Source organism: Nonomuraea guangzhouensis (assembly GCF_019396345.1).
Taxonomy (GTDB): Bacteria; Actinomycetota; Actinomycetes; order Streptosporangiales; family Streptosporangiaceae; genus Nonomuraea; species Nonomuraea guangzhouensis.
The window spans coordinates 417,072-429,281 of sequence record NZ_JAHKRM010000006.1 but is presented as its reverse complement, the minus strand read 5'-3'; the positions used below and the strand labels follow the sequence as shown (position 1 = coordinate 429,281).

General features: G+C 68.0%; 16 protein-coding genes. 4 read left to right on the top strand and 12 right to left on the bottom strand.

Translation table 11 applies throughout. The features are described from left to right. Positions 1-163: 163 nt before the first annotated feature. Positions 164-400 carry a hypothetical protein gene (locus KME78_RS15055; protein WP_219529481.1) on the top strand — a complete coding sequence of 79 codons (237 nt, stop codon included), beginning with the start codon at positions 164-166 and terminating at the stop codon, positions 398-400. 21 nt (positions 401-421) lie between these two features. Here KME78_RS15055 and KME78_RS15050 read toward each other — a convergent pair whose 3' ends face one another. The 9 genes from KME78_RS15050 to KME78_RS15015 all read right to left on the bottom strand — a co-directional run bounded on the left by KME78_RS15050 (position 422) and on the right by KME78_RS15015 (position 7,989). After that, positions 422-3,517, bottom strand: a complete 3,096-nt coding sequence (locus KME78_RS15050) for an AfsR/SARP family transcriptional regulator (protein WP_219529480.1) — start codon at positions 3,515-3,517, stop codon at positions 422-424. Positions 3,518-3,585: 68 nt separating this feature from the next. Beyond that, on the bottom strand, positions 3,586-4,353 hold the full coding sequence (locus KME78_RS15045; protein ID WP_219529479.1) for a class I SAM-dependent methyltransferase: 768 nt from the start codon (positions 4,351-4,353) through the stop codon (positions 3,586-3,588). A 59-nt stretch (positions 4,354-4,412) separates the two neighbouring features. Further along, on the bottom strand, positions 4,413-4,547 hold the full coding sequence (locus KME78_RS66140; RefSeq protein ID WP_281428726.1) for a hypothetical protein: 135 nt from the start codon (positions 4,545-4,547) through the stop codon (positions 4,413-4,415). A gap of 24 nt (positions 4,548-4,571) precedes the next feature. Further along, positions 4,572-4,859 (bottom strand): YciI family protein, encoded by a 288-nt coding sequence (locus KME78_RS15040; protein WP_219529478.1) that lies wholly within the window; start codon positions 4,857-4,859, stop codon positions 4,572-4,574. A 78-nt stretch (positions 4,860-4,937) separates the two neighbouring features. Next, entirely contained in the window at positions 4,938-5,324 is a 387-nt protein-coding gene (locus tag KME78_RS15035) for a VOC family protein (RefSeq protein WP_219529477.1), read from the bottom strand. Between the two features lie 125 nt (positions 5,325-5,449). Further along, on the bottom strand, positions 5,450-5,773 hold the full coding sequence (locus tag KME78_RS15030) for a hypothetical protein (RefSeq protein ID WP_219529476.1): 324 nt from the start codon (positions 5,771-5,773) through the stop codon (positions 5,450-5,452). 170 nt (positions 5,774-5,943) lie between these two features. Then, positions 5,944-6,270 carry a hypothetical protein gene (locus tag KME78_RS15025; RefSeq protein ID WP_219529475.1) on the bottom strand — a complete coding sequence of 109 codons (327 nt, stop codon included), beginning with the start codon at positions 6,268-6,270 and terminating at the stop codon, positions 5,944-5,946. A 94-nt stretch (positions 6,271-6,364) separates the two neighbouring features. Beyond that, the gene (locus KME78_RS15020) at positions 6,365-7,477 is read right to left on the bottom strand and encodes a CU044_5270 family protein (RefSeq protein ID WP_219529474.1); all 1,113 of its coding nucleotides are present in this window, start codon (positions 7,475-7,477) and stop codon (positions 6,365-6,367) included. Next, positions 7,477-7,989, bottom strand: coding sequence for an RNA polymerase sigma factor (locus KME78_RS15015; protein ID WP_219529473.1), 513 nt, complete (start codon positions 7,987-7,989; stop codon positions 7,477-7,479). The genes KME78_RS15020 and KME78_RS15015 overlap by 1 nt, the downstream gene beginning before the upstream one ends. A gap of 189 nt (positions 7,990-8,178) precedes the next feature. Between KME78_RS15015 and KME78_RS15010 the strand changes: the two genes are divergently transcribed. Continuing rightward, positions 8,179-8,652 carry a carboxymuconolactone decarboxylase family protein gene (locus KME78_RS15010; RefSeq protein ID WP_219529471.1) on the top strand — a complete coding sequence of 158 codons (474 nt, stop codon included), beginning with the start codon at positions 8,179-8,181 and terminating at the stop codon, positions 8,650-8,652. Between the two features lie 97 nt (positions 8,653-8,749). On the opposite strand, the gene KME78_RS15005 is transcribed toward KME78_RS15010, so the two are convergent. The 3 genes from KME78_RS15005 to KME78_RS14995 form a co-directional block, all read right to left on the bottom strand. Next, complete coding sequence (locus KME78_RS15005) at positions 8,750-9,412, bottom strand: phosphotransferase (RefSeq protein ID WP_219529469.1); 663 nt, start codon at positions 9,410-9,412, stop codon at positions 8,750-8,752. A gap of 65 nt (positions 9,413-9,477) precedes the next feature. Continuing rightward, positions 9,478-9,942, bottom strand: a complete 465-nt coding sequence (locus tag KME78_RS15000) for an SRPBCC family protein (protein WP_219529468.1) — start codon at positions 9,940-9,942, stop codon at positions 9,478-9,480. Continuing rightward, entirely contained in the window at positions 9,939-10,469 is a 531-nt protein-coding gene (locus KME78_RS14995; RefSeq protein WP_219529466.1) for an RNA polymerase sigma factor, read from the bottom strand. The genes KME78_RS15000 and KME78_RS14995 overlap by 4 nt, the downstream gene beginning before the upstream one ends. Positions 10,470-10,697: 228 nt before the next feature. Here KME78_RS14995 and KME78_RS14990 point away from each other — a divergent pair, with 228 nt between their 5' ends. Together KME78_RS14990 and KME78_RS14985 are read left to right on the top strand one after the other, a co-directional pair. Continuing rightward, entirely contained in the window at positions 10,698-11,705 is a 1,008-nt protein-coding gene (locus KME78_RS14990; RefSeq protein ID WP_219529465.1) for an alpha/beta fold hydrolase, read from the top strand. A gap of 25 nt (positions 11,706-11,730) precedes the next feature. Beyond that, positions 11,731-12,192: an NUDIX hydrolase gene (locus KME78_RS14985; RefSeq protein ID WP_219529464.1), complete on the top strand. Its 462-nt coding sequence runs from the start codon at positions 11,731-11,733 to the stop codon at positions 12,190-12,192. Positions 12,193-12,210 lie beyond the last annotated feature (18 nt).

Genomic DNA, 12,210 nt, shown 5'->3' with positions numbered 1-12,210 from the left:
TTGTTTCCGCCGCATCGGCCGAAATGGGCCCCGGCCGGCGGGCGGATTCGGAGGATGCTACGAGACCGCCCTTCCGTTCCTCTTCCGTTCCGGTTCCGGCTCCGCACTGATGGGCGAGCGAAGGAGAAGAGATACGGAAGCCCTGGCTGCGACACTTTTCTCCATGAAGAACAAGATCATGAGTGCGGTGGTCGCAGCGGCCGCCCTGACGATGACCGCGACGCTCGGCACCGCGCCCTCCGCGAGCGCGGACGTGGTGACGACCAAGGCCGGCCACATCAAGAGTGTCCACAAGACCTACGCGCAGTGTCAGAAGGCGGGCTTCAAGTATTCCGGGGACCAGGAATACTGGGAATGCGAATGGGACAGCCCGTTCTGGGCGCTCTGGGTCCTGAAGTAACCCGCAGTCGCCTGTAGGTCCTTACAGCGCGTCCACCAGCAGCGGCGCAAGCTTCTCCGCACATGGTGCGTGTCCGATCTGCCGGCACAGTCGCAAGGCCTGGTCGGCCTTGCGCGCCGCCGCCTCGCGGTTGCCGCGCCGCTGTTCCAGCCCGGCCAGTTCCGTCAGGGCGGCCAGCTCCGGCAGCCGGTACTCGCTCTCGGACGCGATGGCATAGCCCCGCAGCGCGTGGCGGAGGGCGCCGTCGTGGTCGCCCCGGGCGTCGTGCAGCCGGGCACGGGCGAGCAGCCCGTACGCCCGATGCCACGGCAGGCCACCTGCGTTGATGAGCTCTTCGGCCAGGTCGAGACTGTCAGAGGCCTCTGTCGTCAGGCCGAGGCGGATTCCTGCATCGGCAAGGGCGACCAGCGCCGCCGCCTCCACCAGCCGGTCGCCCTGGCTGTGGCATACGTCGAGCGCGCGCAGCGCCTCGTCCCGCGACTGCGCCCACCGGCCGTTCTCCCAGTGCAGCCGGCTGATCCAGATCTGCGACGTGGCCGCGCCGTGGCCGCCTATCGAGACGATCAGGGCGACCGACTGCCGAAGGCAGGTCTCCGCTTCGCCGTACCAGCCCTGGTCGAGGAGTACGGCACCCAGCTCCCGCAGGCTGGCTCCTTCGGCGTGGGACAGATTGTGGCGCCGGCTCAACGTGAGCGCCTGCCTGCAGTGTTCCTCGGCCAGGATGAGCCGGCCCAGCTGGTGGTACTGGTTGCCGAGCGCGTTGAGGGCCAGGATGTGCCCGGGCACCGAGCCGAGCTCGCCGAAGAGCTGCGTGGCTCGTACGTTGTCGGCCATGGCTTCGGTGAGGCGGCCGGTCCACGCGTGCGCGAAGCTCAGCCCCATCCGGGCCGCCGCCTCGCCCTTGCGCTCGCCGCTGTCGCGGGCGATGCGGACGGCCTGTTCCAGGTGCCCGACGGCCTCCTCACGGCGGCCGATCCGAAAGAGGCCTTCGCCCATGCCGGTGTGCAGCATGGCGGTCACGGCCGGCACATCGTGGGCGGAGGCGGCCGCCAGCAGGGTCGGCGCGATCTCCATCCACTCACCGATGCGCCCGGTACGGGCACAGATGGCGCGAACCATGTCGGCCAGACGCCAGACCCCCGGGCCGGGCTCGCGCTCGATCGCGTGCGTCAGCGCGGCCATCAGATTGATGACGTCGGCCGCCTCGGGAACATGGGCGTCCGTGTGCGGCTGGGGACCGGGGAGCAGGAACTCGCCGGGCGCGCACTGGGCGGCGATGGTGGCGCCCAGTTCCAGGTAGTGGTCGAACAGGCGGTGCCATGCCGACTCACATTCGGGGTCGCGCCCGGCCTCCGCCACGGCGTAGAGCCGGACGAGGTCATGGAAGCGGTAGCGATCGGTGAGGTGATGTTCGAGCAGGTGTGCCGCGGCCAGGCTCTTGAGCGAGGCACGCGCCGTGTCCGGAGACAGGCCGGTGACCGCCGCCGCGGCCGCCACGGTGACATCCGGGCCGGGCACGAGTCCGAGCAGACGGAAGACCCGCTGCTCGACGGGGGCGAGCACGCGGTAGGAGGCGGAGAAGGCGATGGTGATGGCGTTGTGCTCGGTACCGTCCACGGTCAGTCCTGCCAGCAGACTGCCGGCGGCCAGCTCCGCCGCGACCGCCGTGGTGCCGCCCTCGGGCCGGGTGGCGGCGTTCGCGGCGGCGATGCGCAGCGCGAGCGGCAGCCCGCCGCACACACGGACCAGCTCACCGCGCGCGTCCGACTCGGCCGGGTCGTCCGCCGGCCCGAGTACGCCGTCCAGCAGCGCCCGGCCGTCCTCGTCGATGAGCGGGCCGAGCGAGTGCTGCCTGACACCCGCGTACGCCACCAGTTCGCCGAGCCGGTGCCTGCTGGTCACGAGCGTCACGCCGGTCGGGGGCAGGAGCTGCTCGATCTGGGCCGCCGAGCGGGCGTTGTCCAGGACCAGCAGGAACGAGTGCCCCGCCAGCAGCGAGCGGTAGACACCGAGCTGGGTCTCGAACCCGCCCGGCACCCGTTCGGGATCGACGCCGAGCGAGACCAGCAGCCGGGTCAGCGCGGCTGTCGTGGTCAGCGGCTCGTGGTCCGGATCATAACCGCGAAGGTCGATGTAGAGCTGGCCGTCGAGAAAGCGCTCCTTGGCCCGGTGTGCCCAGTGCAACGCGAGGGCCGTCTTGCCCATGCCCGCGGTGCCGCTCAGCACGCACACACCGTCGCCGCCGCCCAGGCACTCATCCAGCCACGCCAGCTCCGCCTCGCGAGCGGCGAACCCGGGCACGTCCCTGGGTAACTCGGCCGGCCGCGCGACAAGGGGTGCCAACGGTCCGCGCTGCGGCGGCTGTGCCCGCGGGAGGTCCGTTTCATCCTCCAAGAGCCGCTGGTGCAACTCGCGCAGGGGCCGGCCGGGCTCAATGCCCAGTTCGTCGACCAGCCGCTGTCTCGCGTCCCGGTACACGGCCAGCGCTTCGGCGCGACGTTCGCACCGGTGCAGTGCCAGCATGAGCTGTCCCAGTAGCTGCTCGCGCAGTGGGTGTTCGACCACCGCGGCGTGAAGTTCGCCGAGAATCTCGGCGTGCCGCCCGGACGCCAGCTCCGCGTCGTACAACTCCTCCAGGGCGCAGATCCGCCGGTCCTCGAGGCCCGGGCGTTCCTGGTCGATGAGCGTGGCGCTGGTCCCCGCCAGCGCGGGCCCGCACCACAGTCCCGCCCCTGCACGCAGCCGCGCCACGGCGTCGGCGGGCCGCCCCTCCTCGGCGTCGGCGCGCGCGGCTGTTCTGTAGCGCTCGAACAGCCGCAGGTCGACCTCGTCCGCGCCGGTGTGGATGCGGTAGCCGGCGCCGACGCGGCTGATGCGCTCCTTGCCGACCAGCGCCCGCAGCTCGTGTACGTACACCTGCAAGCGCGCGACAGCCGTGCGCGGCGCCCGCTCGCCCCAGACCAGAGCGACGAGCCGGTCGTCCGACACCGTGTGGTCCGCGTTGAGCAGGAGCGCGGCCAGCACGGTCCGCTGCTTCGGCGAGCCCAGCGCGATCGGCCCGTCAGGCCCGTGGACCGACACCGGTCCGAGAAGCGTGAACCGTGCTTCCGACTCCATGTGTCCCCTTCACGTCCCTCCGTTACTTCGACCGATGCTAGCGAGGGAAGATCGCGCTGATGGGCGGCTTAGGAAGACGGAAGGAGGCGACTGGGCAGTTCGGCTTCGATGAGGAAGCGGTGATCGCGAGCAGTGAAAGCACCCTCGGAACAGATGCGCTCATGGAGAGCACGTAACGACCGGTCATAGCGGTCGCGATCGAAGTCGCGAACTTGCCAAGGAACGGCACGTAACTGGAAGACGACCGCACCGATGTCGTGAAAGACGTACTCGACCATCTCCTCGCGCGCGTCCAGCACGTGCAGCCCGCAGTGGCGGAGGCGGTCGACCGCGACGGCCAATGTCCAGCTCTCCGGATCGGTCGGGGGCGGAGCACCCAGGGCGACGTTCAGGTCCAAGCCATTACGGCTGCCGACTTGCTGCGTGAGCAGCCGGCCATGAGGAACGAGAACTCGGGCGACTTCGGCCGCGTTCAGCGCACCGTGCCTGTTGAGCACGAGGTCGAAGGTGGCCTCGCGTACGGGAATGTGCTCGGCGCTCCCGCCCAGCACCGGCACCCTCAACGGCCTCAGCCGCTCGCGGGCTATGGCGATGTTGGGTCGCCATGCCTCCATGGCGACCGTGGCACGCGGAAGTGGAGACAAGGAGGCCAGGACCTCACCACCGCCGGTATCCAGGTCAAGCACGCGCTGCGCCGTTGGAAGCAGCGACAGGGCCCGCTCGGTGTACGCCCACGACGGATCTCCACCGCTCACTCGGCCGCGCAGCCAGCTGAAGTCCCAGCCACGGACGGATGCCTGGATGGCTTGCTCGACGAGCACGTCATAGCTCAGCACCTGGTCACGGTAATGAGGGTTGGGGCCCGTGGGCCACTCGATTATTCAGCGGCAGGAAATCAAGCCTCGGCTGCGAAGAGCCCAACGCCGTACCAGGCCACCGGTTCGACCTCGTCAGCCCGGAACAGCTCCGACAGATCCTCGACGGTGTCCGCCAGGGTCTTGGCGTTCAGCGCCATCACCGACACGATCATCAGGGAACGAGGCCACGATCTCCTCTAACCCTTGAGACTCTCCAGGCCGGTTGCGACCAGCAAGGGCGTGAACTCCACGACGCTGTGTGTGGCGACGCCCCTGAGGACATATGGATCGGTGGCGAGAATGGAGTCGAGCTCTTCGGCGGGCATCTCCGAGGCGAAATAGACGCCGCCGGTCAAGGGAACCCGGCGCCCGGCAACGAGAAACAGCCGCCGTGAAATGAGATCGTTCAGCCAGTCGCCGTGGGCCGGCCGCCACTGATCCACTTCATCCAGTGCTGCTGTGTAGGTCACTGTGACAACGAACATGTCCAAATTGTGGCAGCTGAGAGACAAGCGATACGCCACCACTCCGGCCCCCGCCCGCCTGGTCCACCAGCGGGAGGCTCAGGGCCAGGTCTTGGCCTCGGACTCGAACACCTCGCGGTCACTCTCCACAGGCAGCACGCACATGAGATGCCCGCCGGGGACGCGCAGAGTGCGGCATTCCTGCCACCGCGCCACCTCACTCGCGCCCAGGGCGAGCAGGCGCCGGGTCTCCGCCTCGACGTCGTCGGTCTCGATGTCCACGTGGAAGCGGGGCGCGTCGTCGACCGACTGCACGGCCACGAGCGGGCCGGGCTCGGGCAAGGCGCCGTGCAGGGTGATGAACTGCTCCTCGGAAGGCAACGTGCGAGCCGTGGCCCCCAGCGCCGCGGCCCAGAAGGCGGCCGCCGCCTCGGCCTCCTGCGTGGGGGTGTCGATCAGGAGGGCGTAGACACGACTGCGATGCATGGTGATCATGCTAATCGGAGGCGCGATGCGGCACGACACGCCGTGGACGACCGACCCCGACCACGAGCTGAGATCAGCCGCCTCTGGCGATCGTGAGGACTGCGTCGGATCGCAATGGAACCGGATCAGAGGCCGGCGGTGATGGAGTAAATCCACCAGTAGGCGAGTAGCACCAGCAAAAGCAGACTGGCAACAAAGATCCCCAACGTGATTCCGAGGAATCTGCCGCCTGGACCCCGAAACCTCAAGAAGGATCCAACCAGCGCTCCGAGTACGGGCAGCCCGACCAGGATGACCACCGGAACGAAAAGCTGCCGCAGGCCGAACTCGCTTACCTCGATCACGACGCGGCGAACCGGCATGATCATAAATGCCACGCTCAGCAAAGTGAGAGCGGAGGCGAGGGGCTTATAGATCTGCCCGTTGGCAACTGAAGGATCGGTGGTCATAGTAACCGGATGCTGGCACCGCTGTAGTCCAGCGTCAAGATCAGTGATTTGGTCGGCGATCGCAGGCACTGTGTCAGTGATTCTGGTGGGCAAAGTCGCAATGAGGGCGGTGCGGCCGCGCGCCCGCCATCGCCCTCACCAATCTGCCCACGCAGCATCGGGGCTACGCGTCACCAGGGATCGCGACGACGTTGTTCCATCTGCACATCGTGAGCCGATCGCGGCGGCAGGTCGGGGGGCTCCGGGTCGGACAGGGCCAAGCGGTCGAAGAGAATGGAGCCCACCACGAGAATGGTCACCACGGCGACGAGCACATACGGCAGTGACTCAGGTACGGCGATCACCACCGTCAGAGCGACCAACCCCAGGACCAGCACCGCCACAAAGGCAAGGCCGAGCCTCCACAGTCTTTCCTTCACACATCCTCCAGGTAAGAGCACCGCGACTCCGCCCAAGCCGTTGAGCGCTTCCTTGAAGTATTCGTCGGGAACCGCCACGGCGGATGAGGTGGCGCCGTGAGATCCCGCGCGCGAGCCAGGCGCGTCCAGGAAAGCCTGCTCGCGAGTGCCACCTTCGGAAACCGGCAACGCTTCAGTACGTGCCTTCGCATCCAGGGCGGCAGCCCGGTGGCACCACAGGGCGCGTATCGGTCCAGCCCGCCATTTTGATGATCCTGACATCAACCGCTGTGCCCTCGGGCAGGCCGGGCATGGGACCTACTCCCTGGACGGCAAGCGGCTCTCCGCTCTCCTTGTCGATGACAAGCTGGGTCTGGACAACACCCTGCGGGGTGGGAAGCTGCAGGACCACCCCTTGACGGCCGATCACGTCAGTTACCCGTTCCGTCACGCTTACGCCTGGCAGTGCGGCCAGCATCCGGTAACCCGCCGCACGCGTCCCAGGAGTGGCCGGGGTCTCCGTGACAAGCTTGATGCCCACTTCCATCAGCCACTGCTCCCGGCTCAGATCGGAGTTGGGCGAGTAGCCCGCCAGCAGCCGAGTTCGCAACGCGGTGGCCTCCTTCGGCAGGTCAAGGAGATCCTTGAGCGTCAGGTCGTGGCCGTTCGCGAGCTTCAGCGCTTGGTCGAGCGACCGGCTCGCATAGAAGCGGTTGTTGGAGTCGCAACCGCGCCCTGGGCATAGCTTGTGCGATCCGGCCCGTTTCCACGCCCGCGTCGCCGCCGAGCCGTAGGGTCTGGTCGACACGGTTTCGTACCAGGTGTACCGGTGGCCGTCACGTCCGATGACCAACACGTCGTCGCCACGTATCTCGACCATGGAGACCTCGGCGTCTTTGGTCCGCATGAGTACCTGGGTTTTCAACCACCAGTAGCGGCCCGTGGCCGGCTGCTGGGCGGCGAGCCTGTCGGCTGCCGCATCGAGCACCTGCCTAGGGGAGGTCACGGCTGCCTGCTCACTCGGCCGGGGCATCGCGACCATCACGACCGTGATCACGAGGACGACGGCCACCGCGGCCAGCACCGTACCTATCAGGCCGTGGGTGATTCGCTGGGCGCCGACCGGTCGGCGAACGCGTCCCGCCCTTCTCGAACGCAAGACTCTCGAAGGCAAGGTTCTCGAACGCAAGGCGCCACCGGAGTTCGACGCCGCGCTCATGACACGGGCTCGTACAGCGGCGATCTGCTCAGGCGAGGCAGGTGGGACAGCCGGCATCACCTCTTCGATGAACTGGAACTCCCTCATCACACCTCCACCCCCAGCGTGTTGCGCAGCTTCGTCCTGGCCCTGCTCAGCCGCGATGCGACCGTCCCCTCAGCGACTCCCAGCGCGGCCGCCACCTCGGGATAGCTCAGCGCTCCGTAGGCCACGAGCAGGACCGCGTCACGTTCGCCAGGCGAGAGTTTCGCCAGCGCCTGGGCGAGCCGGTCCACCGCCACCCCGGCTGCGAGCCGATCCACCACGCGCTCGTCGTGCCCCACGTCGTCAGGCGGAGGCCCGGACCTGGCCAGCGCGCGGTACCGGCGCAGCTCCGCGCGCCGGTGCCGGTTGATGAGATTTGTCGCGATGCCGTACAACCACGGCCGCATACCACCCAGCGAGGCATCGAACAGTTCGCGCTGCTGGAACGCGATAAGGAAGGTATCGGCCGCGAGGTCCTCCGCCATGTCCAGGCCGATCCGGCTGGCGATATAGCGGCGGATCTCCTCGTAATGAGCATCGAACACCGCTTCGAACGTGTCAGGGGCAAGGATCACTCAACGGCTCCCGGATCAGGCCAACATCTCTTCTTGCCCGATGCCGCCCCATCCTTCCCAAACAATCTCGTGAACGATGCTCGCCCGCTGTGCGGGAAGGGAGACGCACGTCACATTCGTTCCTGTCACGTCTCGCCGAGCTGTTCCGTCTGAGACGTGTAACCACCGGGAAACGGCAGAGGAGCCACCATGGATGCACGTCTGAACGTCTTCGGCAACGCGACCGCAGGCAAGTTCCTGAAGCACATCATCTCGGCGGACAAGGTCCTCTCGGGCTCGACCCTGCCCGCCGCGACGCAGGAACTGGTGAAGATCCGCGCCAGTCAGATCAACGGCTGCGGCTTCTGCACCGACATGCACACCAAGGACGCCGCGCACGCCGGCGAGACCTCGGTACGCCTCAACCTGGTCGCGGCCTGGCGGGAGGCCACGGTGTTCACCGACGCCGAGCGCGCCGCCCTGGAGTTGGCGGAGCAGGGCACCCGCATCGCCGACGCGGCCGGCGGCGTCACGGACGAGGCCTGGGCGAACGCCGCCAAGCACTACGACGAGGACCAGCTCGCCGCCCTGGTGTCCCTCATCGCCCTCATCAACGCCTTCAACCGAGTGAACGTCATCATCCAGCAGCCCGCCGGCGACTACCAGCCCGGCCAGTTCGGATAACGAGGAGCACTCGGCCGAGACCGCCAGTACCGTCTCGCACCGCCCCTGGGCACCGCTCACCGGCGCCTGGGGCGTTCTGGTACGGACACGCGGATCGTCACGTGGCCGATGGCGGATGCAGGGATCTGACCAGCGCCACGGCTTCCTGGAGAAGTCGTTTTTCGCTCTGACTCAGAGTTGGGTTGGCGCTACGTATTTCCAAAGCTCTTGTGAGGTCGATTGATTGCTCGACGTGACTGAGCAGGGATACCAGGATGGTGCGAGCCACGAGTGCTTCCATCCGCAGGCTTACTGCGACCTCCGCCAGGATCAGCGCGGATATCCCCCAGTCCAGTGCCGGGGCACCCTCCGTAGTGTTGCACCAGTCGATCACCATTGGCTCAGTGGCGGTCAGTATCACGTTGTCCGGGTGCAGGTCGAGGTGGAGAACGCGATCCGCTGGATCGGTCGAGATTCGCGCTGGGAGAGCGTGGAGACGATGCAGCAGTCGCGCAAGGATCGCGCCCGCTTCTTGTGGAGTGATCGTCCCTTGTTGGAGCGCCTCAACCATGGTCTGGCCGTGCAACCGTTCCATAGTCAATTCGCTGCCGGCGTTGGGGGCGACGCGCGGGACCGGATAGCCCTTATTGAAGAGGTACGACATCACCGAAGCCTCGGCCGACGCATCTCGGCCGTCCCGATACCGGCGAAGGACCCATGCCTCATTGATCGCGAACACGTCCGCGGTGCGGCCAGAACCGATGAGGGGCCCGGTTTGCATAGGAGGAGCATAGGACGTCGACCACACTGGAGTGGCGAGCGAAGCGGCGCAACGGGCAAGCCCGATCAGCTCGTCCCCAGTCGGTCGCGCAGCCTGCGGAGGACCATCGGAGCGTAGGCGCGGCCGACCGGGGTCAGGACCGGGCGCAGCAACCGGACACCAGGGAACCGGAAGCCACCAAGGAAGGCGAATCTGGTCCGGTCTCCCACGCGGACGGCCGCCATGCCACCCAGCAGGAACCTGCTCTGCATCACGCACCAGCCCGGCCTCAGCACTATGTCGAACTGCGCGCGCAGCCCGCCGTACCCCCGCGCCCGGGCGCGCAGCCGCTCCCCGTCGGCCGCCGTCAGCCGCAGGGAGCGCACGTCCGGCAACAGGACGGGCAGCTCCCGCTCCAAGTCGGCGGCTACCGCCCACACGGTTTCGAAGGGGGCGTCGACGAGCCCGTCCGCGAACACGGCGCTGGGCTGGGCGGCGGCGAGGACCCGCAGCCGCGCGACGTCGTCGATCTCGGCGATGGGCCAGGTCATCGATCCCACTCCTTCCTGAAGCTGCGCCGGGCGCGGAACAGTCTGGACTTGACGGTGCCCGGCGGTACGGCGAGCAGTTCGCCGACGGCCCGCTCGTCGAGGCCCTCCAGCTCGCGCAGGGTCAGCACGGCACGGTGCTCAGGCGAGAGCCGGTCCAACACGTCACGGATGTCGGCGGACAGCTGCGGATCGCCGGGCGCGGGCATGTCCTTGAGCTCGGCGGGCCGTGCCCGACCGGCCTTACGGGCGATCCGTACGGCTTCGCGAACCGTGATGGCCCGTGCCCAGCCGAACAGCGCGTCCGGTTCCCTGAGCTGCTTCAGGCTGGTGAAGATGACGATGAGTGCCTCCTGGGTGGCGTCGGGGCCGTCTTCGAGGGCGATCGGACCCGCGAGCCGCCCCACGTACGGGCTGAGGAGGGCCAGCAATTCCTGCATGGCCAGCGCGTCATCGCGCTGCGCGGCCCGCACGAGCGCGCGGGTACGCGCAGCCGGCCCGGACTGGTGACTGGTCTCGGGCGCGGGCATGCGCACCATTACAGCCTGGGTGGGCATGGCACGGGTCTTCCAGGGTCCAGGTTCAACGCGACCTCCACGACGGCGTTACGGGTGTCCGGCTGGAGGAGGGGGCGAGGGCGCGGAAGGTTCCGGTGACATGGAACACATCTGCCCGGGGGAACCTCCGCGCGTCGGCCCGCCTCTCGATGGATGGATGCGGGCGGCCAAGCCTGCCTGCGCGAGAAGAGAGGTGCCGTCATGGAGCTGCGAACTGAGCGGCCGATGCCGCAGATGGCCGGGACTGCCGGGGTTCGGCACCGGTGGGTGGAGGTTCGCGGCGTGCGGCTGCATGTCGCCGAGTTCGGGGACGAGTCCGGCGGCGGTGACCCCGTGCTCCTGCTGCACGGCTTCCCGCAGCACTGGTTCGCGTGGCGCAAACTCGTACCGCTGCTCCCCGGCCACCGGCTGATCTGCGTGGACCTGCGGGGCTTCGGCTGGTCGCAGCAGACCAGGCGCGGCTACGACATCGAAGGACTGGGCCGTGACGTGCTGGCCCTGCTGGACGAACTGGGCCTCGACCGGGTTGTCCTGGTCGCGCACGACTGGGGCGCGCAGGTCGGCTTCCGGCTGTGCTTGCGCGCCCCTGAGCGGGTCGGCGCGTACCTGGCGCTGAACATGGTCCATCCATGGCCGCGGCACCTGTCCGTGCTGCGGAACCTGTGGCGGATGTGGTTCACCGCGGTGGTCGAGTATCCGGTGCTGGGCCGGTGGATACTGCGGCGCCGGCCGGGGTTCGCGCGGTTCCTGCTGAGGTACGGCGTCGCGGATCCGTCGTCGTGGCGTACCGTCGACCTCGACGAGTTCGCCGCCGCGACCGCCGTGTCGGCGCACGCGGGACAGTCGATGTTCTGGCAGTACGTGCTGCGCGACATTCCGGCCCTGCTCCTCGGCACGCACCGCCGCCTCCGGCTGGCCGTGCCCACGGTGATCCTGGGCGGCGCGCAGGACCCGGTGATACCGCCGGACCTGCTGCCGGGCGGCGAGCGGTACGCCGACGACCTCACGGTCCGAGTGGTCCCGTCGGCGGGTCACCTTCTGCACGAGGAGTGCCCGGAGGTGGTGGCCGAGTCGTTGCGCGCACTACAGGCCCGAGTCGGCCGGCCGACTCGGCGTGAACACCGACCGGTCGCACTGGGCAGGCGGCGCCTCCGCCCTCCAGCCGCACATGGCCGGTATACGGCGGACCGCAGTGACGGAACTCGTTAACCGAACCCGACTTATGATCTAGCTCATGCCGATCCCCCGAGCCGCTGCCATTGTCGTTGACGGCGACCGAGTCTTGATCATCAAGCGGTTCCTGCGGCATAGCCCCGGCGTGGGCTGCGTCATGTGTGAGGCCGCCGAGTGGCAAGGTCCTCAATGTCCCGGACATGACTACGCCGTCCTGCCCGGCGGGCATGTCGAAGCTGGTGAATCAGCAGAGGTCGCGGCGCTCCGTGAGCTGCGAGAAGAGACCACCCTGACGGGAGAGATCGATCGGTTGCTGTGGACGAGCGCGCATAACGGACGTCCCGCCTTCTATTTTCTGGTCACTGGGGTGAGCGGCGTCCCTGTGCTCTCAGGTGAAGAGGCCGCGGCACATGGGCCGGACAACAGCTTCGAGCTCCGATGGGTAACCGCAGGCGAGTTCGAGCAGGTGAACCTGTACCCGGCCGATGTACGATCTCCGCTCACCAGCCTCCTGATGGGTTGACTTCCTCCATTCCCGAAC